This window comes from Novosphingobium naphthalenivorans NBRC 102051 (assembly GCF_001590985.1).
GTDB classification, from domain to species: domain Bacteria; phylum Pseudomonadota; class Alphaproteobacteria; order Sphingomonadales; family Sphingomonadaceae; genus Novosphingobium; species Novosphingobium naphthalenivorans.
On record NZ_BCTX01000016.1, the window covers coordinates 24,983 to 49,687 of the forward strand.

Below are 24,705 nucleotides of genomic sequence, written 5' to 3' on the forward strand. Positions count from 1 at the left end.
TATTATTTTATTTTTCAAATAATAATTATTAATGTCATGTTCGCCCATCAGACGGCCCCCGCCGCGGCAGCTTCCCGGCGTGATTTCAAAAGTGGGGTCCACATGTTCAAGACTATTCTCGCCTGCGGCAGCGCGCTTGCGGCCATCACGCTTTGCAGCGCGGCCGCGAATGCCGAGACAGCCACGCAGCCCGCATCGAAGGGCGCAGACACCAGCGAAGAGGCGGGCGATATCATCGTCACCGGCTCAACCCGCGCCGAGCGCCGTTTTGATGTGTCCTATGCGATCAACACCCTGAACCAGGATGAGGTGGCCAAGATCGCGCCGGTCAACATGGCCGACCTGATCGGTCAGCTCCCCGGCTTCCAGACCGAGGCGACCGGCGGTGAAGTCCAGAACATCTATCGCCTGCGCGGCCTGCCCAGCGACGGCAGCTTCGTTGCGTTTCAGCAGGACGGCATCACCCTGTTCCAGGACAACGACGGCTATTTCTGGCGCGGCGATGCTCTCATCAAGTACGACCTGATGAGCGATCGCTTGGAAGTGGTGCGCGGTGGCCCGGCGCCGATCTACGCCAGCAACTCGGCCGCGATCATCAACCAGATCACCGTGACCGGCAGCGATACCCCGCGCGGCAAGGCGCAGGTGACGCTCGGCGATACCGGTCTGTACCGTCTTGATGCCTATCAGGCTGGCCCGATCAACAGTAACACCTATTACGCGATCGGCGGTTTCCTGCGCTATCACGATGGTTACCGCGACAACGGCTTCCCCAACGACAAGGGCGGCCAGCTGCGCGCGAACATCAAGCATGATTTCGACAACGGCTCGATCAAGCTGAGCCTCAACTACGTCAACGACCACAACGTGTTCTATCTGCCGATCCCGGTAGCCGATCCGACCGATCCCAGTGTTTCGCTCAACAAGTACATCGACTACTTCACCGGCACGCTGAACACGCCGGAGCTGCGCAACGTCACGCTGCAGTACCGCGACGGTGCCGGCAACATCCAGAGCCGCAACAGCGACCTTTCGGATGGCCGCCACATGCAGATGGTGAATGTCGGCCTCCAGTACGAAGGCGAATTCGGCGACTGGCTGGTTTCGGCAAAGGGCGGCTACACGCAGGGCAAGCTCGACTTTGCTGCGCTCTATTCGACGACCAACCCGGCCGACGCCGATACATACGCCGCAAGTTTCCTGACCAAGGCGCAGACCGCATTCGGCAGCGACGTCACCTCCCTCGGCTATGTCTATGCCGGGACCAGCACTGTCTATGATCCCTACACGCAGTCGGGCCTCGTCATGCAGGCGCAGTACCGCGACATTCATTCGAAGTTCTATTCGGGGCAGGGCGATCTCTCGGTCGCGCGCACCTTCCACACCGGCATCGGCGAACATGACATCAAGGTCGGTCTCTATGCCGCAGCTTATGGCGAGAGCCGCGACGTCATCTATCAGAACTACCTGATGCAGGTCGCGGGCCAGCCCGCGCTTCTCGACCTCGTCGCCTATTCTTCCTCGGGCGCTGTTCTGGGGGCGGTCACCGACAACGGCGTGCTGAATTATACGACGACGCTGGCCAGGGGCGACACTGACGCGACGATGTACGGCCTCTATGGCAATGATACCTGGACGGTGCTGCCGGGCCTGCGCATCGACGCCGGCATCCGTTACGAGAAGTACCACTATACCGGCTGGGCGGCGCAGACCGAGCAGGTCAATCTGGGCGATGCCACCACGCTGGCGGACGATACGACCCGGGGGTACACCGGCACGATCATCAATCGCAAATATTCGCCGGACTCGATCAACTGGACGGCGGGCGTGAACTACGACTTCAGCGGTTCCGTCGGCATCTACGGCCGCGCTTCGCACCTTGAGCAGCCCTACAGTGTTTCGGCCGCGATGTCGGAAAGCACGCCGTCGAACATCACGACGAAGGTCAACCAGTTCGAGGCCGGTCTCAAGCTGCGCTCCGGGCGCTCTTACCTCTATGTGACCGGGTTCTATTCGGACTTCGACCCGCTCAATTCGTCGTTCCTGGCTTACAATCCAGCCACGGGCCGCAACGACCAGACCGTGCCTTTCGTGGGCAAGGCCCAGATCAAGGGCGTGGAGTTCGACGGGCATTTCCAGCCGGTTGCCTGGTTCTCGCTGACCGGCGCGCTCACTCTCGCCGATCCCAAGTACAAGAATTTCGAGAACGCGCAGGGCGCCGATCCGTCGCTTGCGGAAGGCAACCAGATCGTGCGCGAGCCGAAGATCTACGGCAACATCCGCCCCAGCTTCAACTTCACCAGCGGCGGGACGGACATCTCGGTCTATGGGCGCTACACCTATACCGGCAAGCGCTACGTCGATATCTACAACAATACCGCGATGGCTGCGTTCGGCACTTTCGGTGCAGGCGTTACCGCGAGCCACGGATCGTGGCAGTTGCAGGTGGTGGGAGACAACCTGTTCAACGCCCACGGCCTGACCGAGGGCAATACGCGTACCGATGGTCTCAGCGGTCAGGGCAGTGCCGAGGCGATCTACGGCCGCCCGATCTATGGCCGCAACTTCCGTCTCGTCGTGAGCAAGTCCTGGTAATGGGCGTGCCTCACCGCTGCCCCGCCGCGACTGTCCTCCTGGCGGGTCTCCTATCGCTCCTTTCCGTCCCGGCACATGCCGGGACGGATACGGCTTGGGCCACGCCGACTGAGGATCAGGCTCGTGCAGGCGCCGTCCGGGACACGGTGGACGATGTTCTCTCGCATCGCCTGTTTCCGGTGCTGGACAGTCTGGGCACCGACCCGGCAAGGCTCGACGCAATGCGCCGGGTGCCTCGCCTTGCTCCGGTCCTTGCCGCCCGGCAAGCGCGGCGCGCGGCCTGCGCGGCGGATGTGGCCTGCCTTGCACAGGCCATGATCTGGAGCGAGGCCGAGATCGCGGCGTTCGCCGCCGCCATGCCTCCCGTTTCCAAGGCGGCGAATGAAGACGCGGCCGCGCTCTCGCGTGAACTGCAGGGCATAAACACTATCGTGCGGACCTATGGTCTGGGCATGGCGCCCGGCTATCCGCAGATCGACGGCGCCGGGCCGATCGAACCGGAAGAGCGGCAGGCCCGTTTGCAGGCGGCGGCCTGGCTGGCGCGCACTCCGCGCGCCGGCTCGATCCAGGCTCTCGATACCAGCGTGGATTTTGCCCTGGCGCTGCTGGACGGAAGCGACCGTACCGACGCGATCGGTTTCGAGCCGCTGGCCGGAGGCCTCAATGCCCCCGCCATGACGCGGGCCGCGGGGATCGATTGGAGCCGCTGGCGCTATTCGGCGATGATCGTGACCGGTGTCGGTCCGGAAATTCGTGGAATGCCGCTCAGCCCCTTCGGCAAGTATCACGTGCGCCTTGCCGCTGCCCGCTTCGCCAAGGGAGATGTGCCGTTCATCATCCTCACCGGGGGCCGGGCCCATCCGCGCGCGACCCGCTTCGCCGAGGCCGAACAGATGCGCAAGGCCCTGATCGAGCGCTACGGCATTCCCGCCGATGCCATCGTCATCGAGCCCTATGCGCGCCACACCACCACCAACCTGCGCAATGCAAGCCGTATGCTGATGCTGATGGGCGCGCCGCTGGCGAAGGAAACCCTGATCGTGTGCAACGAGGGGCAAAGCGCGTACATCGAAAGTGACGCTTTCACCCAGCGCAATGCGCGCGAACTCGGCTATCAGCCTGGCAAGGTCGTTCGGCGCCTTTCGCCCACGGAACTCACTTTCCTGCCGTCTGCATCGTCCGCGCGGGTCGATCCCCGCGATCCGCTCGACCCCTGACCCAATCCCCGGAGGTTTTTGCCCCATGCGCAACGTGTTTGCCGGCGCCCTGACGGTTGCCGTTCTTCTTGCCATCACTCCGGGCACGGCATTGGCATGGGGCCAACAGGCCCATGCCGTGATCGACCGCGCCGCGATCGAGGCGATTCCGGATGACGGGCCGGTCTTCCTGCGCAAGTACGAGGATTATATCGCTACCGCCGCAACCCTGCCCGATGCCTGGCGGGCAAACTGGGAAGGTTTCTCGAAGATCGAGGAAGATCCCAACCATGGCTGGTTTCGCGAGCAGTTCGCCTTCCTCAAGACGATCCCCCGTTCCCGCTACGAATTCGTGATCGCGCTCTACAAGCACTACGAGGCGATCAAGGACAGCGATCCGGCCGCCGCCGCGCGCACCAACGTGCGCTGGACCGGCACGCTGCCTTATGCAGCCATGGAGAACTATCAGCGGCTGATCGTGTGCATGCGCCTTGTGCGTGCGGCGCAGGCGGCCGGCAAGGACCCCGCCTTTGCCGAACAGGCTTGCGCCTTCCACGCGATCCGCCTTGCCCACTATATCGGTGATGGCTCTGAGCCGCTGCACGATTCGGTCAATTCCGACGGCTGGCGCGGGCCCGATCCGGAAGGATATACGCGCGACCGTTCGATCCACGGGCGCTTCGAATCCCGTTTCGTGGAAGGCATGGGCCTTGCGGTGAAGGACATCGCCCCGCGCATCGGAGTGCCCGGGCATGCCAGCGGAGACATGTTTGCCGCGGTGCTGGCCTTCCTCGATACGGCGGGCAGCAAGATGGAGACCGTCTACAAGCTGGAAAAGCGCGACGGCTTCAGCAACTTCGCGGACAAGGATGTGCGCGAACTCATTTACGCGCAGACCGCGCAGGGCGCGACGATGCTTCGGGACATGCTCTGCCGGGCATGGGCGGAAAGCGCCAAGCCTGCGCCCGAGGTTTCGCCTTCGCCGATCGACTTTGGCAATCCGGCCTTCAATCCGGAGACGGGCTCGGCACCAGCGGACTGATCGCGGACGGCCAAAGTGTTCTGGCTGCACCGTTCCTGCGGCCCAGCGCGGAGATGACGCGCGCATGGGTGGCGTGATCGATGCGCAGGCGGCTGGCTATTGCGATGGCGATAAGGGAGCCGGTCAGGGGCAATCCCAGCCCCAGACCAAGCATGGCTGCTTTCGTGGTGTCGTTCTGCGCGACCTGCGGTGCATACCCTGACCATTCCAGCGCAAAGCCGACTAGCGCGGAACAGGCTGCGCCGCTGGCCTTTACGATAACGAGATAGAACGCGAAGATCCCGGCTTCGTAGCGGCGGCGATGGCGCCATTCGATCATGTCGACAACGTCTGCCAGGATACCCCAAGGCAACATGAAGACGCTGGTCTGCCCAATGCCGAGAAGCAGAACGCAGATCATCATCGCCCAGTTCGACCCCAGCGAAAAATAAAGCATCGCCAGGCAGATGGCGCACATGGCATGGCCCAGCGCAAGCAGGCGGGGATTGCCGATCCATCGTGTCAGGCTCGTCCAGAGGAACACGCCGGCGAATTGTCCCACAGACAGCGCGAAAAGCAGCCTGGGCACCTGTGCCGGCGCTTCGAACACATAGGTCCCGAGATAGAGCAGCATTCGTTCGAAGGCGGGCACAGCAAAGCCGGAGAGTACGCCAATCGCAGCCATCGCGATGAGCAATGGATCGCCAAGGGGGACCGCGATGCCGTCGCCGCGCACGACATGCGGCGGAGGGGAGGGCGTGAGGGGCAGGGAAAGCAGGGCGCTGCCGATCATGGTCGCGACGAAAGCGGCCCCGGCACAGATGCCGGTTGCTGACAGTGCAGAAAATTCATGGGTATGGGCCGCAGCCTGGACCAAGGGCGTCAGGATCATGGCAACGCACAGGGACGCGGCCGTGCTGAAAAAGCGCCGGTAGCCGGAAACCCGTCCCCGGGCGCTGCTGTCGAGCGTTACCTGGGCCATGAGTGCGTTATGCGGTACATCGATCACGGCATAGGCGCCCCGGAAGACCATGAGCGTAAGGGCCAGAACCCAAGTGCCGAGCATGTGCAGGGACGGCAGGGAATAGACCAGTGCAAAGGCGATGCCGCAAGGAAGCGCGCCCGTCGCCAGTAGCCAGCGATAGCCTCGGCCACGCTGGCGAAGAGCGATGACCAGCTTCGCCGCAAGGAGATCGAAAACCAGATCGCCGGCCAAGGCGGCAAGCATGAGTGACGCCGCGCGGCCGGCCGGCAACCCCAGCAACTCTGTAAGAATGAACAGGAACGTGAGATCCGCTCCCGAAAACACGAGATTCTTGCCAAAGTTGGCTGCCGAATAGGCAACAAAGCGCAACTCGCGAAATCGCCAGTGACTGCGGTATGTGCTCATCTCGTTGTTCGTGGGACTACATGCTTCGGGCGGAGAGATCGGCGTCAATCTGTGGCCACAATGCCAAAAGGTTTCGGAGGGACCTCCGAGCTAGATGAGGAATCTTACATTGCCGCGACGGTTGGCGTGGGTCAGTTATGACCCGATGAATGGATGGCGGGTTTGAGGGCATGGATGCAGGGCTATGTGCGCCCGCTATGGCGGCGAGAGATGCCGCACCGCACTGACGTGCAAGACCTGCAAAGGGTCTACTGATTTTTGCACTTGCTAAATCATGCTGCGATGCACAAAAAGCGAGTGCCTTTCAGGCATCCTCTCCCAAACTTCTAAACCCGGTCGAATGCGGCCGGGTTTTTCTTTACCTGAACGGAAGTGCGGTTTTCGAGGTGAGCTGCGGTCATTCTCATGACGGTTGTGTCGGCAGATGTCGCTAGTTCCCTAGGTTATGGGTGAACGGCGGCATTCCAAACCTTTGATTCAGAAGTCGCCGTTCCTGATGCGCCGACATTGCGGATACCAGTGCGCATTGGCATTCTGCGATGATGAACCCCTTCGCATCGTTATAGCCATTCTACTTGGGGCACCTGCAACCAGGCAGGCGTGAAGCCGGGCGAGGGGCGATGGACAGCTTACAGCCGTATGGCGAAAGTCAGGACGGCAGGGCGCTTTGAACCATCCCCCAGTCACAGCATTTGTGTTGGCAAGGCGGTGCCGGCCATGACCGGCGGACTGGTCCGTTCCAAGCCAATCGTTGTCGAGAGCCCCATGGCCGATATGGCGATGGGGGGCGGGGGAAATGCGAAACAGGTTCGGTTCAGGTGTTTCGCTTGCGACGGAACGGGTACTTCATCTGGGCGACATACCCTGACGGTACCGCTTCGGGCACGCCATAGCCGCAAGGCCACTTGCCGTCGGGCAGATAGTGGGTTCCAAAGATTCTGTCGATGACAGGAAAATGGATCGCGAAGTTCTTGTCGACGCCCTCTGCTTCGATCGCATGGTGCCAGTGGTGGAAGCGCGGGATGACAAGCCACTTGCCGAGCCGATCGAAATCGCCGCTGAGGTTGGCGTGGACCAGTGAGGAATAGACATAGACCAGCCCGACATAGGCCTGCATCACCGATGGCAGGAAGCCGAGCGTCAACAAGGGCAGCGAGGTGACGCCGCGCAGCAGGACGATCTCGATGAAGTGCATCCGCGCGCCAGCCAGCCAGTCCATCGAGCGGGCACTGTGGTGCACAGCATGAAAACCCCACAGGAACGGCACACGGTGGAACAAGCGATGAAACCAGTACTGAGCGAGGTCGGTGAGCATCATGGCGAGCGCAAACTGCACCAGCCAGGGTAGCGAGGAGACGGCCGCACGCGTGCCGCTCAGCCAGTCCCAATGGGTATTGACGAAACTTGACGGGGCAAGCGTGAGGAAGGTGATGAGCTGAACCAGCATCGAGCTGAGCAGGAAATAGAACAGGTCCTCACGCCATTCGGTGCGGAACAGCCGCTGTTCGGGGCGGTGCGGGAACAATCGCTCGATCGGGGCGAACATCAGTCCGGATGCGACCATGTTCACCACGAAAAAGTCGAGACCGAAGAAGATTCCCCAATCTTGCGTTTCCTGCGGTTGAACTGCTGCACCGCCCATGATCGTGGCTCCGAGAGCCAGCGCCAGGGCCGTGGCACCGAGGACCTTGTGTGGACGCAGCATCAGGCTGAGCAGCGCAAGCGCATAGGCGCCAATCAGGGAAACGTGGATTGCAGAGCGGAAACCACCCCATTGGCGGATTGCATCGAGCTCCGGCATCGCGAACCAGCTGGGCCAGCGCATCGCCGCCACCATGCTCAAGCCCACGAAGGCGAGAAGGATCGCGAAGAAGCCGGCGAACCAGCCAGTCCCCAGTCCGCGCGCCTCTATCGGTGCCTCAAGGTCTCTCTTCAACTGTTCCCAATAGGTGCTTCGCATCGCTGTTTCCTATGTGCAATCGCTCGGACCTATAGCTTGAAAACACGGTCAAGAGGTTAATTGAACGATGTATATTTGTTATTGAACAGTGATTATTTTGTGCGTAGCGTGCCTGTCGAGGAGGATTCGACATGACCGGATTCGTCGTTACGCTGATCGTGCTGGTCGGACTGCCGCTGCTTTTGAACGCTGGCTCGCGGATTTCCCGGCTGGAGCATCGGCTTCGGCTGGTCGAGGAAGAATTGCGACGCCGCATCGCCGCCGGACAGGAATTGCCGCGCGAAGCAACGACACCGGTCGCTGCGGTGACGCCAGCGGCAGCTTCGCCAGTCGAACCTGAGCCTCAGGTGGCCCCTGTGGAACCGGAAGCTCAGTGGGTGCCGGATGCGCCGCTTCCGATGGAGCCGGAAGTGCCCGATGCGGTGGTACCATCGTTTCCCTCCGCGATCTCTGCCGCTCCCGAGAACCCGACCGGCTTGCAAAGCGAATCCCAATCCGAACCGTATGAGCGGTCCGCCGACTTTGAGCCAGCCCTTCATACGCAGCGCGAGCCGCACCGTGCTTCGTTCAATTTCGAAGACCTGTTCGGACGCAAGCTGCCGATCTGGGCTGGCGGAATCACGCTTGCCATCGCTGGCGTGCTGATCGTCAAGTATGCCATCGATGCAGGCTTTTTCCATCAAGTCTTCACACCTGGCGTGCAGGCGGTTTGCGGCGTGCTTTTCGGGCTGGGCCTGATCGGCGGTGCCGAATGGGCCCATCATGCCCGCCAGAAGGTTCAGGACCCGCGCGTCAGCCAGGCGCTTTCGGGTGCGGGCATCTCGACGCTTTATGCTGCGTTGCTGGTCGCCGCCAACGTCTATAGCCTGATCTCCCCCCTTGCGGCCTTTGTTGGCCTTGCGACGGTGACGGCAGGAGCGCTGTGGCTCTCGCTGCGCCACGGCATGCCGAGCGCGCTGCTGGGGCTTGCAGGGGGGCTTGCCGCCCCGGCGCTGACCGTGGGCATGGATGCCAGCGTACCGATGCTGGCGACCTATCTTGCCTTCACCATTGCAGGGCTTGTGGGTGTAAGCCGTTTCCAGCGCTGGCCCTGGCTTGCATTGATGGCACTGGCGGGCGGGGCAGGCTGGAGCTTATGGCTGGTTCTGGCAGGTGAAGCACTCGCGATGCTTGGCGCTCTCTCGGTGGGCACATTTGTGCTGCTGCTGGCGATAGCGTTGCCGCTTTTCGCCTTCGAAGGCGCGGCGGCTGGCCTGTTTCGCATTATCTGCGCTGTTGTCGGCGCTGCCCAACTCGCTCTCCTCGTCGCCATTGGCGGCTACCAGCCGCTCCATTGGGGGCTCTTCGCGCTGATCGCCGCCGCTGGCCAATGGCTGGCCTGGCGCGACCGCACGCTCGACATCGTGCCGACACTGGGCGCGGCGCTGTCGGTTCTGCTGTTGCTGCTCTGGCCAGACCCCACCGGCTACTGGCTCGCCGCCACTGGCCTGTCGCTTGCCGCGATCCATGCATTCCCTCTGCTGGCGAAACTCTGGCGCGATCCCGCCTGCGTGCGATCGGCTGTTGAACTCAGCGGCATTGCCGCCGCTGCCCCGCTCGTCGTCCTGCGCCACTTCCATGCCCCCTGGGGTGAGATTCAGACGCCCGGCGCGTTTGCCGCGGCCGGGGGCGCATTGCTGGTCCTGGCAGGCGCCGCGCGGGGCTGGAAGGTGCCGGACCGGACCGGGGACGTACGCTTCGCGCTCCTTTTGGCGACGGGCGGTGCGCTCCTGTCGTTTGCTGCCTGGATGGGTTTTCCGCACTGGCAAGCCCCGCTTTGGATTGGCATCGTGAGCGCCGCTCTGCTGATGATCGCACGGCCTTCAGCCGATCCTCGCGTCGAACCCGTGGCCGTCTTCTACACCGGCCTTGCCCTGTTCAGCCTGCTGGGAACGATATTTGCCGGGCGTGTGGGCGAAGTGCTGGTCCTGTTCGGCGCGGCCGTTCCGACCAACGGTTGGACCGCCATTCTGCGCTGGGGCGGCCTGTCGCTGCTGTTCGCGCTGTTCGCATGGCGGGGCGAGCGGACAGCAACCAGGCTGCCGTCCTACTTCTGGAGTACCGCGCTCGCTTATGGCCTGGCGGCGCAGCTTGTGCCGCAATGGGCGCTTCCGCTGGCGATGGCCTTACTTGCCGCGTTTGCGCTGGAGGCCTTGCGCCGCCGGGAAGCGCCCGCCGCTGAGGTGCAGATCCTGCTTTTCGCAGCAGGTGCGGTCCTTCTGCTGGGCGTGACCGGTCCGCACCCGCATGGTGAGTGGCAGAACCTGTCTGGTGCGGGCGATGGCCAGGCCAGTGCACTTGCGCTGCTGCGCTGGGCTGGCGTGGCTGCAATGGGGGCACTGCTTGCCGTGCGTTCACGCCTTGCTCCCCAGCGTGACATCGCGCAGGGCGCGGCCGCGCTACTGGTATACGGTGCGATGGCACAGGTGGTGCCCCCAATCGTTCTGCCATTGGTGCCCGCGGCAGGTTTAGCCGGTATCGCCTTCTGGAGCCACCGTATTGCCTGGCCCCGGCTGCGCACGGCCTGCATTGTCCTGACTTGCGTGAGCGCGGCTTGGGCCTTCATCCCACTCGTCGAATGGACTTATCGGGGAATTCTTTCGCTCGCCGGAGTGCCGATGGCGCTGGATGTACCGGAACTGACCGTGCTGGCGGTGCTGCGGCGCTTGCTGCTGCCGGCTTTGCTGGTGGGGAGCGCGCTCGGATCGCTGCGCGGGCAGCTTTCTCGCCAAGCGTGGCTCTGGTCCGTCGGTCTTGTCAGTGTCACGGGGATGATCGCCGCGCACTGCATCTATCGCATCGGATTCGCTGCTGTTTTCGGCATTGACTTCGTCGCGACCGGTCTTGGCGAACGGCTTTTGTGGAGCGGTCTTCTGGTGACTGCCGGTGCGGTCTTGTGGAAGCGGGGAGGGGCTGCTCTATCAAGTAGCGTCGCACCGATGCTGGTTATCGTCGCGGCATGGCACGTCGCATGGTACAGTCTGCTTCTCCATAACCCGCTATGGACCGCGCAGGCAGCAGGCGGTTTTCCCGTTGCGAATCTTCTCCTGCCGCTCTTCGCCGCGCTGCCGGCTTGTCTCGTTTTCATCGCGCGGGTGCGCCCGGACTGGGCTGGTGCAATGGACCGCATGGTGCAACCTGTGCTGATGGCGACAGTGGCCATGTTTGGTTGGGCAAGCCTGCGTCACGTGTTTCACGGGACGCTGCTCACGGTCGCTGGCGTGACGCCGCTTGAGGATATCCTCCGCTCAATTCTGGGCATTGCACTGGCGGTGGGGTACCTGTTGTGGGGCATCCGCACCGAGCGTCATAGCTGGCGGATCGCCAGTCTCGTACTGATGCTGCTGGCCGTCGCCAAGGTGTTCCTGTTCGATGCCGCGGGGCTGTCAGGGCTGCTGCGCATTGCGAGCTTTGTGGCACTGGGCTTCAGTCTGATCGGCATCGGCTGGCTCTATTCGCGCCAGTTGCGCCGGGAAGGGCATTGATCCGGCTCCTGTTGCGAGCGGAGGACATTCCCCGCCGGCAGGCGACTGAAGCGTCCGGTCGTGGAAAGCGATCACTGCGAAAGTGAAGCCGCAGCGTCGGTACGCTTTGCGTAGTCCGCTCCGTTCTAGGTTGATGGCGTCATTGGCGGCACCATCGTGGTGAGGCAAAGCCCATCCTCGGAGAAACGCGGTTCGTCGCCGGGCTTGGCACGCGCCATCCAGTCCCGCTTGGCGCGTAGATAGCCAAGCAGTTTCGCAAGATCGGCGGCCTTCTGTTCAAGCCTGACGATCTGAACGTCGATGATCTCCATCTCTCGCTCTGCCGACAGGCCGTTGCTGGCCAGTTCGAGCGCGATTTCCGCGATCTCCTTGAGCGGCATGCCGAGGGATTGCGCGAACCGGATCATCACCGCGGTGGAGACGTCCCGCTCCGAGAAAATCTGATAGGGGTTGCGACCGCCTCGGACCCCTGTTTTCGGTGCCAGAAGCTTCTTCCGGACATAGAATCGAACGGTATCCTGGCTGAGGCCGGTACGCTTCGCGAACTCCCCGATCAGCATCGAAAATCACCCTTGACCATGGACCATGGTCAAGCCTTATAGGACTGGCTCCCTCGTTTGTGGAGCTGACACATGACAGATGATGTAAAGAATAGGCCATCCTCGCCCCTGGCGCTCGTAACGGGGGCGACAGGCCTTCTCGGCAACAATCTGGTGCGTGAACTGATAGCGGACGGCTGGCGCGTGCGGGCGTTGGTCCGATCTCCCGACAAGGCGCGGCGGCAGTTCGCAGGGATCGACGTGGACATCTTGCGCGGCGACATGCTCGATGTGCCCGGCTTCGCGGCATCGCTTGCCGGGGTCGACACCATCTTCCACGCCGCAGCCTATTTTCGCGACTCCTACAAGGGCGGGCGGCATTGGGAGGCACTCCACGCCGTCAATGTTGAGGGAACGCGCCATTTGCTCGAACATGCCTATCAGGCGGGTGTACGACGTTTCGTTCAGACCAGTTCGATCGCCGTGCTGCACGGCGCACGCCGCGCGGTTATTGACGAGAGCATGTTGCGGGACGAGCGTGACGCCGACGACTATTACCGCAGCAAGATCCTGTCGGATCGAGTCGTGCTTGGTTTTCTCGACACTCATCCGGATTTCTGGGCCACCTTGGTGTTACCCGGCTGGATGCACGGACCGGGCGACATCGGACCGACCTCGGCGGGGCAAACGGTCATCGACGTGGCGCTCAAGCGACTGCCCGGCGTTCCGCCCGGCTCCTTCTCGGTGGTCGATGCCCGCGATGTCGCAAGAGCCATGATCCTGGCCAACGACAGGGGACGGCGCGGCGAGCGCTATCTGGCAGCCGGACGACACATGACGATGGCCGATCTTTTGCCGCTGGTCGCGCAGGCGGCGGGCGTGACGCCGCCGAGCCGGCGCATCCCGCTGTGGTTGATGCACCTGCTCGCTGCCGGCTACGAAGTCTATGCCCGGCTCACGGGACGCCCGGTTCTGCTGAGTTGGGCGATGGCGCGCACGGTCGCAACGGAAGACGATCGCTCGCGCTACGACCGGGCCAAAAGCGAACGCGAACTCGGTCTGCGCTTTCGCCCGGTAGAGGAAACGCTGCGCGACGAAGTGGCATGGTTCCGAACCAATGGCGTCATTCCGGCGTGAGTGGGGCTGGCATCACTTCATACGGAGTTGGGCAACCGCGCGGCCGACGCGCAACGCCAGCATGAACGGATGTATCCCGGCCGTCCGCAAGCATGGTCCTGACCACCGTTCCGGCGCTGCCACGCAAATGGGCCGGGTTATTCTAATTGGACGCAGGTACTCCTCCGGCCAGAACCCGAGCAAACACTTCCCGGTCCACGTTTCCGCCGGAAAGGACAACTCCGACACGTCGGCCGGCATAAGCGGTGCGCTCTTTCAAAAGAGCGGCAAATGCGGCGGCTCCGGCGCCTTCGGCAACATTATGCGTGTCGGTAAAGAGGGCGCGCATCGCTTCTGCGATCTCGTCCTCCGTGACCCGTATGATGTCCTTTGCTCCGCGCAGGATGACATCGAGCGCTTCCTGTTGTGGTTCGCGGCAGGCAAGGCCATCGGCAAACGTGGTTGCTGGAAGGCCCAGTATCGGTCGCCTGGCTTGAAACGAGGCGTGAAAGGCGGGCGCTTGATCCGCCACGACCCCAACGATGTCCGTTCTCAGTTGCATGAGATCGCGCACGGCGATCAGGGCGCAGATGCCAGAACCCATGCCGATCGGAACGAAGACGGCGTCGAGATCTTTATGCTCGTGGAAGAATTCCCACGCATAAGTCGCGACGCCGCAGACCAGGTCCCGATGAAAAGAGGGGATGAAGAAATAGCCGAGCGTCGATGCCTCGACATAGGCAGCCTGCCTCGCCTCATCGAAATCGCGCCCGTGCACGACCAGGTCAGCTCCGAACGCCTCCATCGCAAGGTTTTTTTCCGCGGAATTGCCTTCAGGCACGACGATGCGGATCGGAATTCCGGCTGCGCGGGCGGCGATGGCTAGCGATTGGCCGTGGTTTCCGCGAGTGGCGGTAATCAATCCGGCCGGCTTCCCTTGCCGACGCAACCGTTCGACGAAGACAAGACCTCCTCGCGCCTTGAACGAGCCGGTAGGTGTGTGATTTTCGTGTTTGACAATAACGTCTGCTCCACATCTTCGCGCCAGCAATGGCCAGGCGTATGCGGGAGTCGGAGGAACGCTGCGCCGGACAATACCCAGGGCATCTTCAATATCGCTGCGAGTAATTTTCACTTTGTTGCCTCCAGAATTTCCGAAAGGCATCGTAGTGGATCACAGGATTCCGTCTTTCACGCATCGCATATGAAATCGCGCTGGCCGACAAAAACGATGGATCAGTCGAGCATGGGATAGTCTAGGCTGAAAGCATGGCTCAACTCTCCGCTCTTCCAATCCCGGCAATCCCGCGCGTGCGTCTCGGCGCCTGGCAGATCGAGCTTCTGCCTCCGGCCGGCTATTGCACTCAGTACGTTGCCTCCAGCGGAATTCTCGGCTTCGCCTTTGATCCGCAATTTGGGGAGCACGCGCTGGGTAGCGATCGCCGCCAGGCTTTCCAGGTTCGCGCAAATAGTCTGGCCTGGTTGCCGGCAGGTTGCGACGTTTACTCCCGTTCGGAGGGCGGCGGCGAGTATCTCCGCATAATGCTCGATGCCGACCTCGGAGGCGAGCGATGCATGCGCGACGTTCTTGACAATGAGGCTAACCCGATTGGCTGGAGGTTGAGACGAGCGCTGATCAAGGGCGGCGACTGCCTGGAGGTGGAGGACCTCGCTCTGGGCCTCGTTCAACGACTGCAAACGATCTGTAGCAGCGAGAGTCCGTCATATCGCTCGTGGATGACTCCGAACCGCCTGCGCAAAGTCGACGAATTGATCGAAGAACGGCTATCTGATGGCCTGCTCGTCGCGGATTTGGCGAGTGCCCTCAATCTGTCGGTCGGGTTCTTCGCCAGGGCGTTCCGCGAGGCAACGGGGCGATCTCCGCGCGATCACATTATCGCCCGCCGCCTTGCCCGGGCGCGCGTGCTGATCGAGGCCAATGATGCTTCGCTAGCGATCATCGCCAGCAAATGCGGGTTCGCATCGCATGCTCATATGAGCAACCTCTTCCGGCATCGGCTTGGATTCGTGCCAAGCGACCTCAAGGTCGGGCAGGCATCCGGCTGATCGGGCAGCGCGCGATCCTTCGATACCGTTTCGTTCGAGAGCGACCCGGCCGGATTGGCCGACATCGTGGACGTCAGCGATGGGCTTGCTGTGAGCGCTTGCCGGCGGCAAGAGGCCATCCATGAATGAAGCCGAAGCCTTGGCCGCCGAACGTACGCGGCTGCGTCTCACCTGCCGTCACCTCGCTGGTCATGGCCCGATTCATCCGGCCGAGCCGTTCGAGGCGATTGCGGCCTGGCTGCGCGAGAACGGCAGCCGGGACCTCGGTGGAGGCTTCGTGCCGGGAGTGCAGCCTGACGTCTATGGTACCGGCGCACTGGTGGAGGACTTCGAAGCCGAGATCGCGGCGTTGTTTGACATGCCCGCCGCACGCTTCATGCCGTCCGGCTGCATGGCCCAGCCGATAGCGCTTCGTATCTGGAGCGATCGTGCCGGCAACCCGACTACGGCCTTCCACCCGACCTCGCACCTGGAGCTTCACGAAGAATTCGGTTATCGCGAACTGCATGGCCTGAGCGCACATCTCGTCGGCGACGCGAACCGACCGACGACCGCAGGCGATGTGATAGAACTGATCGGCCCAGGCGGCGCAGCTCACGAAACGGGCCTCGCCAGCTTGCTCGTCGAGTTGCCGGCGCGCGAAATCGGCGGCCAGTTGCCCTCGTGGGAAGAACTGGTGGCGCTTAGCGAATTGTGCCGGGATCACGGCATTCGCTTGCACCTGGACGGCGCCAGAGTGTGGCAGGCGGCGCCGGCCTATGGCCGCAGCCTGTCCGAAATCGCGGCGCTTTTCGACTCTGTCTACGTGTCATTCTACAAGGACGTAGGCGCGCTTGCGGGTGCGATGCTGCTTGGCCCTCGTGAGTTTGTCGACGAGGCGGCAATCTGGCAGCGCCGTCAGGGCGGGACACTGCATTCGGCAATGGCCAACATTATCTCGGCTCGGCTCAACCTTGCCGGTTGCCTCGAACGCATGCCTCTGCTGGTAGAGCGTGCCCGACAGGTGGCCGCGCTGTTCAGCTGCCATGAGCGCGCCAGCGTGATACCCGATCCGCCGCACACGAGCATGTTCCACTTGAGGCTTGAGGGAGAAGAGGAGCAGTTACTCCAAGCCCGCGACCGTGTCGCGCGCGAGACCGGAATCTGGCTGTTCGGAACCTTGAAAACCGTTGAGGGGCAAGCGGCCTGTCAGGTCGAGATTTCGATGGGGAAAGCCAGCTTGGCACTGGAAAATGAGGCACTCGCTGAGGCTATCGCTCTGCTGTTCTGAAGGGAAATAGCCAGTTGAGCAAACATCAGCTCATCGCTTTGCGTGCCATTCCGAACCATCTGGGATCCTCGACATTGCCACCATTTAACAGTCTCCAGATGCCGCCTTATACAGGCCGCTCGTTTCTCGGTCAGAACGGATCAATGGACGACCGCTCTTGGTAACGGCCGAAGTGCTTCGGAATGTCCGTTTTGCAGGTGATTGTTTGGTGCAGCAGCAGCAGCGTCACCACAGAACGGGTTTTGCGATCATCAGCCAGAACACGCCCATTAGTCCGAGAAATGCAGGCCATCCGAGCGCAAACCAGAGCCGCATGGTGCGGTAATACTCTCTCCCAAGTGATTGTCCCGTCTGGGCGGCGAACTGCGCAAGACGCTGGGCCTTGATTTGAAGCCAGACGACGGGAGCCCAGCAAATGAACGCAAGGGCATAGAGCGCATAGGTGAGCAGCAGCCAGGATTCGGTCAGGGAATAGCCGACGAGGTGGACTAGCAGAATGCCGCTGATTGGCTGCACGATTCCGCTGGTGCCGGTGAAAATCCAGTCCGCCTGGACCACCATGCGTCCGACACGCGCGATTATCTCGGGCTCTCGGGTCAGGTGGGCATTCCAGAAATACCATGCGGTGCCGGCGCCAAAGCCGAACAGGATCGTGCTACTGACGACATGCACCCATTTGACGAACAGATAGAAATCCATCAGCGCTTGTTTCCGATTACTCCATAGATGGCGATGGCCACCATCACCGGCAGATTTTTGAGAAGCGGTCCGAGCGGATCGAGCCAAAGCTGCGGCAGGGCCACGCTGATCACCACGGTGTAGCCGCACACAATTGCTAGCTGCACCAGGGCAGCACGTGCCGCCGAGCGCCCAAAAAGCAACTCGGCGGCGACCAGGGTATCGAGAACGCTGCTTCCGATCCGCAACGGATCGGCCCACCCCATTGGCATGCCGAAATTATGTACGAGGACCTCGGTTTGCGGCGCTCCGTACATGAGCCCCAGCCAAGCCGACATCAGCCACATCAGGATGAGTGTGGCCTGCAGTACGGGAGCGAAGAAAAACAACCTCGCGTGCCAACGATCCTGCACCTGGGCGGGTCTGTCGCGTAGTGCCGCACCGAGACTGCGGGGAACAAAGTCCACCGCCTTGGCAAAGGCTTCGCTGTCGCCAGCGTTTCCAGCCACCATCTGCGTTAGACTGTTGGTTGCGATCGGGCCATCACCCACCAGATCGCCAAAGCGTCCGAGCAACTGCATGAGTGGCATCGGCACATGAATGAAGCGCGCTCGCCCAAAGCCTAGCCACGCCCTATAGCGCGAGAGCAGACACTTTAGGCTGATCGTCTCGGGGCCGACTGGTTCGAGCATCTGCCTCGGCGGCAATCCACCCTCACAGGCAATTCGTACCGTCCGTGCCAGATCGTTCACATGGATCGGCGTGAAAGCGAAATCACCTCGACCAGGCAGGGGCACGACGCAGGGCAGGCCAGCCATTCCTCGCAGTAGCGAGGTGCCTCCATAGCTCCCATCGCCGTAGACTAGCGAAGGACGGAGGATCGTGTAGTCGAGGCCAGAACAGCGCAATACCGCCTCGCCCGCAATCTTCGACGCGGAATAGTCCGTCGCCACGTCCTCACGTGCGCTGATCGCCGAAATCAGGACTGTCCGTTGGACCGTGGCAGTTGTCGCGGCTTCATAGAGGGTCTTCGGCATGTTGACGTGGATTGCCGCCATGTCCGGCCCGCGCAATACCCCCGCTGCGTTCACGACGACGTCCACGTCCGAGAGGTGGATGAGCCAATCCTCCGGACCGACAGTTTTCGCGAGGTCGAGCGCAACGAAGGTCGCTTCAGGGAACGCCGTCGCAAGAGTTTCCGTAGATCGCGCCACCCCCGTAACGTTGTGGCCGGCAGCAAGTAGTTCAGCCACAATATGCCGGCCGATGAAGCCACCTGCGCCAAGTACCAGAATTTGCATGAAAACCCCCTGTACAACTCCGGTAGCATCACAGCGAACGTCAATGAATGGCCACTCTCAAGGACTCTCGGATATGTGACTGTCATCGGCTCCGTGCCCGCGCGCTAATTGCTCACTGAAATTTCGGTAGAAGCAAGGCGGCAGGAGTTTCGCTCGCGGTCTGGTCTCCAATCGCCATACCCAGCCTCTCGATCGTCCGACTTAGGCGGATTGTGCCATGAAGGGCCTTGCGGATCACTTCGAGACCTGCGGCAGCGTCCGCCTCCTTGCCGCATACGAAAAGGTCGATCGCGGCGATGCCGTGTTCGGGCCAGGTGTGGATCGAGATGTGGGATTCGGCGAGTAGCGCAACGCCGGTCACGCCCATGCCGTCGCCGAAATGATGGAGCCGCACGTCTAGTACGGTGGCGCGCGCGGCGCTCGCGGCTTCGCGCAGGCACGCGTCGATGTATGCCAGGTCGCCAAGGTGCGTGCAGTCTCCGAGATCGGCGACGAGATGGAGGCTGGTGTCGGGCTGGTGCGCCATGTCAGGTCAGGCTCTCGAATGCATGGTCGAGGTGGGTGAGCGCGGCCTCGGCGGCCATCACGCCGCGATAGTGCGCTTCTTCGAAGAGTGACAGGCCGCTCATGTCGGAATGGGCATGCAGGATCGGCGGTGGGCTGGCGATGGCCGCGTGCCGGGCGGGATCGCTCAGGAAGCCCGGAGAGGGGCGGATCATCGCATGACCCCAGCGCCAGACGTCGATCCGCCGGATGGCCCCCGTGAGGTCGGGATTCATCGCGAGGAGGTCGTCGCGCACGATAGCCTGCCACTGCGCCAGCCTGCGCGTCATCAGCATCTTGCGGGCCTGTTCCGGGCTCTCCTTCGACAGCGGCAGGTACCACGTCAGGACGGTGGGACCGGCGTCGCGTGATAGGCTCTGGTGCGTGGCGACGACGTAGCCTAGCGCTTCGCTGGCCGTGGACACGTTGTCCCAGGCAAGCGGCACGCCCTTGCCTTCAGGCGGGCGCGAGACGGTGACGTTGGCAACGACCCAAGGCGCATACTGGTAGCTGCCGCGCGGATCGAAATCTCCGGTGGCGATCCAAGGGACGACGCGAGGTGCTGCGACGAAGTGCGGCATGGCGATAACGACCGTTCGCGCACGGAAGCGGCGGCTGGTCTGCGCGCGATGATCGAAGACATCGACGAGCGCACCGTCACCCTCCTGCCGAACCCGGAACACGCTGTGTGCGGAGGCGATGTGCGACCGGATGCGTCCGGCCATCAGGTGAACGAGGCGACCGTTGCCTTCGGGCCAGGTCAGCTCGCGATCGCCGTCGCCACCCGCCGCCCAACCGCGCCGCGCAGCGAAGTAGTGGATGCCCGCCCATGCTGATACCTGTTCCGGCTCGCTCCCGTAATCGTCACGGCAGCAATAGCGCAAGTAGGCGCGCAAGGTGGGAGCGGTGAACCCTTGGCCATCGAGCCAGGTGGCAAAGCTGAGGGCATCGAGTTCGCGGAAGCGCGGATCCGCGCTCGACAGGGCCATCGGGCTGGCAAATGCGGGGCGACCGTCTCTGCCGGTGGCTGTGCGAAACTGCGCCATGCGGGCATCGAAGGCGTTGCGTTGCACGCGCGTCCCGGCGTCGAGCCCCTGCTGCGGGAAGAGTCCTTCGTGCCAGCGCCCGCGCCAGAGCAGCCGTTCCTCAAGGTCGGCGCAGAGCTGGTAGGGATCGTAGACCGGCACGCCGTTCTCTTCGCCGACGATCATGCCGAATTGCTTCAGCATGTACCGCAGTGCCGTCGCCTCGCAGTTGGGGACGGGCAGGTAGTGTGCGCCTAGCGGATAAGGGCTGATCGCATTGGCGCCAGAGCGTGCATTGCCGCCGGTCGAATCTTCCAGTTCGAACAGCCGAAAAGAGGAAAAGCGCGCTTCGGCAAGGCGCCAGCCTGCGGCTAGTCCTGCCACCCCGCCACCGGCGATGACGACGCCGATGTCCTCGATCGGGCCTGTGGGATCTGGAAACTTGCGGTCGCGGAGAAGATGGCCGCGCTGCCAGTCGGCGCCAGCGAGCGTCCCGGGGATCGGGTTTTCGCCGCAGCCGCCCAGCATGGCAGCGCCAGCAGCAAGGGATCCGCCCGCCAGCACCTGGCGGCGGGTTGCCTCACCCTTCATACTTGCCCCATTCCTCGGCGAAACTGCGTACGAGGGCCTGGTTGTCGAGGCGGTTCACCGGCGTCGGGCGGCGCGCCATGTCCGGCGGGAAATCGAACATCGCCCGCTCGCTGGCAGGGGTCAGAAACTTTAGGCCGCGAGGCAGTGCGACGCTGTCGGACAGCGGATGGTGCGCTGCGAGCGTGAAACCCCATTCCCCGAAGCTCGGGACGTAGGCGTGGTAGCCCCGCGCGGTCAGACCGGCTGCTTCCAGTGTGGATGCGACCGTCCAGTAGGATCGCGGGGCCACGAGCGGGGAGGTGCTCTGGACTGTCATCACCCCCTGCGGAGCGAGCAGCCGCGCGACCTCGCGATAGAAGCTCTCGGTATAGAGTTTGCCGAGCGAGAACTCTGTGGGATCAGGAAAATCCACCAGCACGGCATCGTAACTGCCTCTGGCATCGCGCACCCAGCGGAAGGCATCGGCATTGTGCACCGTGACGCGGGGGGAGGACAGCGAGCGGTGGTTGAGCGCGGCCAGTTGCGGCGTGTCGCGGAACAGGTGGGTCATTTCGGGGTCGAGATCGACCAGCGTAACATGCCGGACGCGCGGGTCGCGCAGCACTTCGCGTGCCGCCAGCCCGTCTCCGCCGCCCAGGATCAGAACTTGCGAGGGGTGCGCCACGCGGCCCAGCACCGGCCAGACCAGCGCCTCGTGGTAGCGGTATTCGTCGCGGGTCGAGAACTGCAGATTGCCGTTGAGGTAGAGCCTGAGGTCGCTGCCGCGACGGGTTATCACCACTCGCTGGTAGGGCGTCGAGCGGGCATGGATCACCGGTTCGCCGTAGAAGGCGACTTCCGACCAGCGCTGCATCGTATCGGCCGTCGTCAGCCCCGCGACAAGGCTGGCCATGACTGCCAGTGCCGCCGCCAAGTCTGCGCCAATACGACGCTTTCGGCGCAGCGCCACGAGCAGCGCGATCGCGACCGCAACATTGGCGAGCCCAAAGACGAAGCCAGTGCGGATCATGCCGAGCTTGGGTACCATGACCAGCGGGAACAGGATCGAGGCGACCAGCGCGCCAACATAGTCGTAGGTCAGCACGTTCGAGACCAGCTCGCGGAAAGCGAAGCGATGGCGCAGGATGCGGATCAGCAGCGGGATTTCGAGCCCGACGAGGACGCCGATCGCTAGCACCAGCGCATAGAGCACGACCCGGAAGTCGCCCACGAGCGGGAACAGCATGAACAGCCCCGCTGCCGACCACCCTCCCAGCGCCGCGATCATCACCTCGACGCGAACGAAAGTGCCGATCTCGTCCCGCCTTACATGACGCGAGAGCCAGCTGCCTACGCCCATCGCGAAGAGATAGGCGCCGATCACCGTCGAGAACTGCGTAACGCTGTCGCCGAGAAGATAGCTGGCGAGCGTGCCCGCGAGCAGTTCGTAGATCAGCCCGCAAGTCGCGACGACAAGGACGGAGACCAGCAGAATGACTGCGAGCGAGGCGGGGGCCTTCTCCCCGTTCTCGCTCGCCGCAGTTTCGTCATCCATGCACGGCCGCAGCGATGATGTTCGAGATCCCGATGGCGACAGCGCCGGCGAGCAGCGCCACGGCCAGGTTTTTGCGCTCGATGATCTCGCGCCAGAGTTCGCCCGGCGTCAGCTTGTCGACCAGCACGAAGCTGACGATGAAGATCAGGATGCCGAGTAGCGCGTAGCCAAGGGTTGCGAGGAAGATGGGAAGCGTGAGCATGTCGAGGGCTCCTTGCCGAGCATGGGATGAAACTACTTGTGGGTGGGGCCGTAGGACTGGCCGGCAACAGGGCGCTCTTCGCTCGAATAGGGCGACCATGCATAGTACGAGGTTATCATCGTGCCGAGCGCCAGTAGCAACGACCATAGACAGAAGATGAGGAGGCGCGGGGTCATGAGAAGTGGTGTTTCCAGCGGTTCCAGGTGATCACGCAAGGCACCGTGAAAAGCAGCACGACCAGGGTGAACCAGTTGCCCCAGGGCAGTGCGCCGGTCTCAGCCTCGATCGCGACGTCGATCGTTGCCGCGTCGGCCCAGGCGTCGGTGCTCGGGGGCGGGGCATCGACCGGCCAGCTATGCGCCTGGGCATTGACGTAGAGATCGTACGTGCCTGCCGGGACCCGTCCGACGAGCGTATCCGCTCTGCGGTCGCCCTCGGTCCAGGGGCCGTCCGAATCACGGCCTGAATAGCGCTCGACCAGGCCATAGCTGTCGATCGACTGGCCAGTCGCCTGATCGACGAGGCTATAGTCGAGATCGACCCAGTGGTTGTCGAAATAGGCGCCCTGGGCTCGCACCCGGATGAACTGCCAGGGGCGCCGCACGGTCAGCGTGCCGACCTTGTGGCCTTCCAGCGTGGTCAGGTAAGGCGCGGAAATCTGGGTGCTGGCCCGCTCGACCGGGCCGGCGATCAGGACCATGGCCAGCAATGTCATGATCGCAGCGCCAAACGCGGCAGCGAACATCATGGGCAGGTCGTCCCGTTCACGGCCGTAATCGGACTTGAAGGAGAGGGCGCCTTGCGGCTTTTTCGCCCGGGGCTGGCGACGGCGGTTCGGGGCGAAGGTGGCCTGGATGTCGTCCCCATCGACCGGGACTAGCTGGGTCCAGGTCTCCTCGCCGTCGACCAGTTCTTGTGAGAGAACTTCGTCGCCGCGCTCGAACTGCGAGGCTTCGGCCTTGTCACCGCGCGCGACACGCCAGTAAAATTCGCCGATCACGAATTCGGTTTGCGTCGTCTGCGGCTGGCCCTGCCGACGATAGACGGTGCCGCGCCAGCTAACGCCTTTCTTTACCTCTGCCGGGCGATCGAGGAGCATGGTGCCGAACTGCCACTCACCGTCGCAGACCACCAGCCAGCGATACCCGAGATAGGGATTGAACAGCAGGAATTCCTGCCACCTGTACAGGGCGTCGCGTCGCTTGAGGGCGCCGATCACCTGCCACTCCTGTCCGAAAAGTTCGCCGCGAGCGCCGAGTTCGAGCGCAAAACTCGCTTCGGCGCGCTTGTAGGCCGTGATGATCTGAACCTCGGGACGCGAGACATCGACGATTGAGCCGCAATACCGGCAGGCAAGGCTTACCGACCAACCTGCTGCGCGCACTTCCAGCGTTCCGCCGCACGCGGGGCATTCTATGGTTCTGGCCCTGCTGCCGACGCGCTTCACGCTCTTGCTCCTGGAAATCCGGAAGGAAGCGACCATCCCTCCAGTTCGCGCAGTGACGAGGGGTTAAGGTCGGCAAGCTCATGCCAGGTGCCCAGCCAGGCACTGGTTCCTTCGGCATCGCGCTGAAGCGAGAGCGCCTCGCCCGAGGGGCCGCGCAGGTCCACGTTAGTCATGGTGCGGCCGCTGTGGGCGGGGAAAGGCAGGTCGCCTTCGCCACCGAGGCACTCCGCGCGCTTGATGTCAGTGACCGCAAAGCGCGTTGTGCCAGAGCTGATCGTCTGTCCCACGGCGAGGTCTGCACCCTGCGCAAAGCGGACTACTTGAGGATCGACTAGCGCATCGGGGCATTCAGCGGTCAGCATGTACATGCCCATTGCCTCGCCCAGCCAGTGCGAGCGACCCGCGGCGGAAAACAGCAACCATTCGTTCCACGAGCCGCCACTCCAGGCCCAGCGTACGCGCCCGGCGGCAACAAAGTCTTCGGCGCCGAGCCGGAAGCGGGTGCCGATCTGGACCGGCGAAATGTCGTCGGGCACGACCGCCACCTTGCCGACCATTTCGACCGACTGGCCTTGCCGCAGGATCAGGGCCTGGCAATGATGGCACGTGGTGTAAGGCACGCCGAAGCCCCGAACCGGCAGGGCTGCGCCGCACGACGGGCAGTTGATCACGCCGTCAGTCCCCCAGAAAGTTTCCCCTTTGCGCG

20 protein-coding genes are annotated in these 24,705 nt (G+C 63.0%); 7 read left to right on the forward strand and 13 right to left on the reverse strand.

All coding sequences use genetic code 11. The features are described 5' to 3' along the window. Positions 1-102: 102 nt before the first annotated feature. The 3 genes from NN5_RS07285 to NN5_RS26800 all read left to right on the forward strand — a co-directional run bounded on the left by NN5_RS07285 (position 103) and on the right by NN5_RS26800 (position 4,833). Positions 103-2,595 carry a TonB-dependent receptor gene (locus NN5_RS07285; protein WP_067733444.1) on the forward strand — a complete coding sequence of 831 codons (2,493 nt, stop codon included), beginning with the start codon at positions 103-105 and terminating at the stop codon, positions 2,593-2,595. A gap of 146 nt (positions 2,596-2,741) precedes the next feature. Next, positions 2,742-3,812: a YdcF family protein gene (locus NN5_RS07290; RefSeq protein WP_245656310.1), complete on the forward strand. Its 1,071-nt coding sequence runs from the start codon at positions 2,742-2,744 to the stop codon at positions 3,810-3,812. 25 nt (positions 3,813-3,837) lie between these two features. After that, entirely contained in the window at positions 3,838-4,833 is a 996-nt protein-coding gene (locus tag NN5_RS26800) for a phospholipase C/P1 nuclease family protein (RefSeq protein WP_245656312.1), read from the forward strand. Here NN5_RS26800 and NN5_RS07295 read toward each other — a convergent pair. Together NN5_RS07295 and NN5_RS07300 are read right to left on the reverse strand one after the other, a co-directional pair. Further along, positions 4,799-6,202, reverse strand: coding sequence for an MFS transporter (locus NN5_RS07295; RefSeq protein ID WP_245656313.1), 1,404 nt, complete (start codon positions 6,200-6,202; stop codon positions 4,799-4,801). The two genes, NN5_RS26800 and NN5_RS07295, sit on opposite strands and share 35 nt — an antisense overlap. A gap of 814 nt (positions 6,203-7,016) precedes the next feature. Continuing rightward, positions 7,017-8,162 (reverse strand): sterol desaturase family protein, encoded by a 1,146-nt coding sequence (locus tag NN5_RS07300; RefSeq protein ID WP_067733446.1) that lies wholly within the window; start codon positions 8,160-8,162, stop codon positions 7,017-7,019. Between the two features lie 131 nt (positions 8,163-8,293). On the opposite strand from NN5_RS07300, the gene NN5_RS07305 reads away from it, so the two are divergent. Next, a complete protein-coding gene (locus NN5_RS07305; protein WP_067733448.1) occupies positions 8,294-11,686 on the forward strand; it encodes a DUF2339 domain-containing protein in 3,393 nt (1,130 codons plus the stop codon). 125 nt (positions 11,687-11,811) lie between these two features. Here the strand turns inward: NN5_RS07305 and NN5_RS07310 are convergent, their stop codons facing one another. Then, complete coding sequence (locus NN5_RS07310; protein ID WP_067733450.1) at positions 11,812-12,246, reverse strand: MerR family transcriptional regulator; 435 nt, start codon at positions 12,244-12,246, stop codon at positions 11,812-11,814. A gap of 72 nt (positions 12,247-12,318) precedes the next feature. Here NN5_RS07310 and NN5_RS07315 point away from each other — a divergent pair, with 72 nt between their 5' ends. Beyond that, entirely contained in the window at positions 12,319-13,362 is a 1,044-nt protein-coding gene (locus NN5_RS07315) for an SDR family oxidoreductase (protein ID WP_067733451.1), read from the forward strand. A 142-nt stretch (positions 13,363-13,504) separates the two neighbouring features. Here the strand turns inward: NN5_RS07315 and NN5_RS07320 are convergent, their stop codons facing one another. Beyond that, a complete protein-coding gene (locus NN5_RS07320; protein ID WP_245656314.1) occupies positions 13,505-14,476 on the reverse strand; it encodes a threonine dehydratase in 972 nt (323 codons plus the stop codon). 134 nt (positions 14,477-14,610) lie between these two features. On the opposite strand from NN5_RS07320, the gene NN5_RS25010 reads away from it, so the two are divergent. Further along, the gene (locus NN5_RS25010; protein WP_084384793.1) at positions 14,611-15,408 is read left to right on the forward strand and encodes a helix-turn-helix domain-containing protein; all 798 of its coding nucleotides are present in this window, start codon (positions 14,611-14,613) and stop codon (positions 15,406-15,408) included. Between the two features lie 121 nt (positions 15,409-15,529). Beyond that, a complete protein-coding gene (locus tag NN5_RS07335) occupies positions 15,530-16,678 on the forward strand; it encodes a threonine aldolase family protein (protein WP_084384794.1) in 1,149 nt (382 codons plus the stop codon). Positions 16,679-16,903: 225 nt separating this feature from the next. On the opposite strand, the gene NN5_RS07340 is transcribed toward NN5_RS07335, so the two are convergent. From NN5_RS07340 to NN5_RS07375, 9 genes are all read right to left on the reverse strand, one after another. Next, positions 16,904-17,377: a DUF2269 family protein gene (locus NN5_RS07340; protein ID WP_067733457.1), complete on the reverse strand. Its 474-nt coding sequence runs from the start codon at positions 17,375-17,377 to the stop codon at positions 16,904-16,906. Further along, a complete protein-coding gene (locus tag NN5_RS07345; protein ID WP_067733458.1) occupies positions 17,377-18,657 on the reverse strand; it encodes an SDR family oxidoreductase in 1,281 nt (426 codons plus the stop codon). The genes NN5_RS07340 and NN5_RS07345 overlap by 1 nt, the downstream gene beginning before the upstream one ends. Before the next feature lie 112 nt (positions 18,658-18,769). Further along, positions 18,770-19,183, reverse strand: a complete 414-nt coding sequence (gene speD / locus NN5_RS07350; RefSeq protein WP_084384795.1) for an adenosylmethionine decarboxylase — start codon at positions 19,181-19,183, stop codon at positions 18,770-18,772. Position 19,184: 1 nt separating this feature from the next. Next, complete coding sequence (locus NN5_RS07355) at positions 19,185-20,816, reverse strand: NAD(P)-binding protein (RefSeq protein ID WP_067733460.1); 1,632 nt, start codon at positions 20,814-20,816, stop codon at positions 19,185-19,187. After that, on the reverse strand, positions 20,806-22,350 hold the full coding sequence (locus NN5_RS07360; RefSeq protein ID WP_067733461.1) for a polyamine aminopropyltransferase: 1,545 nt from the start codon (positions 22,348-22,350) through the stop codon (positions 20,806-20,808). Before NN5_RS07360 ends, NN5_RS07355 begins: the two co-directional genes overlap by 11 nt. Further along, the gene (locus NN5_RS07365; protein WP_067733463.1) at positions 22,343-22,552 is read right to left on the reverse strand and encodes a DUF350 domain-containing protein; all 210 of its coding nucleotides are present in this window, start codon (positions 22,550-22,552) and stop codon (positions 22,343-22,345) included. The genes NN5_RS07360 and NN5_RS07365 overlap by 8 nt, the downstream gene beginning before the upstream one ends. Before the next feature lie 32 nt (positions 22,553-22,584). Then, positions 22,585-22,728: a hypothetical protein gene (locus NN5_RS26275; protein WP_169800964.1), complete on the reverse strand. Its 144-nt coding sequence runs from the start codon at positions 22,726-22,728 to the stop codon at positions 22,585-22,587. Next, positions 22,725-23,999 (reverse strand): DUF4178 domain-containing protein, encoded by a 1,275-nt coding sequence (locus tag NN5_RS07370; protein WP_245656315.1) that lies wholly within the window; start codon positions 23,997-23,999, stop codon positions 22,725-22,727. Before NN5_RS07370 ends, NN5_RS26275 begins: the two co-directional genes overlap by 4 nt. After that, positions 23,996-24,670, reverse strand: coding sequence for a DUF4178 domain-containing protein (locus tag NN5_RS07375; RefSeq protein ID WP_067733467.1), 675 nt, complete (start codon positions 24,668-24,670; stop codon positions 23,996-23,998). Before NN5_RS07375 ends, NN5_RS07370 begins: the two co-directional genes overlap by 4 nt. Positions 24,671-24,705 lie beyond the last annotated feature (35 nt).

Excerpts from the sequence above, each read along its gene's own strand:
- NN5_RS07285 (WP_067733444.1), top strand. The coding sequence starts at position 103 with ATGTTCAAGACTATTCTCGCCTGCGGCAGCGCGCTTGCGGCCATCACG.
- NN5_RS26800 (WP_245656312.1), top strand. The coding sequence starts at position 3,838 with ATGCGCAACGTGTTTGCCGGCGCCCTGACGGTTGCCGTTCTTCTTGCC.
- NN5_RS07295 (WP_245656313.1), bottom strand. The coding sequence starts at position 6,202 with ATGAGCACATACCGCAGTCACTGGCGATTTCGCGAGTTGCGCTTTGTT.
- NN5_RS07300 (WP_067733446.1), bottom strand. The coding sequence starts at position 8,162 with ATGCGAAGCACCTATTGGGAACAGTTGAAGAGAGACCTTGAGGCACCG.
- NN5_RS07305 (WP_067733448.1), top strand. The coding sequence starts at position 8,294 with ATGACCGGATTCGTCGTTACGCTGATCGTGCTGGTCGGACTGCCGCTG.
- NN5_RS07310 (WP_067733450.1), bottom strand. The coding sequence starts at position 12,246 with ATGCTGATCGGGGAGTTCGCGAAGCGTACCGGCCTCAGCCAGGATACC.
- NN5_RS07315 (WP_067733451.1), top strand. The coding sequence starts at position 12,319 with ATGACAGATGATGTAAAGAATAGGCCATCCTCGCCCCTGGCGCTCGTA.
- NN5_RS25010 (WP_084384793.1), top strand. The coding sequence starts at position 14,611 with ATGGCTCAACTCTCCGCTCTTCCAATCCCGGCAATCCCGCGCGTGCGT.
- NN5_RS07335 (WP_084384794.1), top strand. The coding sequence starts at position 15,530 with ATGAATGAAGCCGAAGCCTTGGCCGCCGAACGTACGCGGCTGCGTCTC.
- NN5_RS07340 (WP_067733457.1), bottom strand. The coding sequence starts at position 17,377 with ATGGATTTCTATCTGTTCGTCAAATGGGTGCATGTCGTCAGTAGCACG.
- NN5_RS07345 (WP_067733458.1), bottom strand. The coding sequence starts at position 18,657 with ATGCAAATTCTGGTACTTGGCGCAGGTGGCTTCATCGGCCGGCATATT.
- speD (WP_084384795.1), bottom strand. The coding sequence starts at position 19,183 with ATGGCGCACCAGCCCGACACCAGCCTCCATCTCGTCGCCGATCTCGGA.
- NN5_RS07355 (WP_067733460.1), bottom strand. The coding sequence starts at position 20,816 with ATGAAGGGTGAGGCAACCCGCCGCCAGGTGCTGGCGGGCGGATCCCTT.
- NN5_RS07360 (WP_067733461.1), bottom strand. The coding sequence starts at position 22,350 with ATGGATGACGAAACTGCGGCGAGCGAGAACGGGGAGAAGGCCCCCGCC.
- NN5_RS07365 (WP_067733463.1), bottom strand. The coding sequence starts at position 22,552 with ATGCTCACGCTTCCCATCTTCCTCGCAACCCTTGGCTACGCGCTACTC.
- NN5_RS26275 (WP_169800964.1), bottom strand. The coding sequence starts at position 22,728 with ATGACCCCGCGCCTCCTCATCTTCTGTCTATGGTCGTTGCTACTGGCG.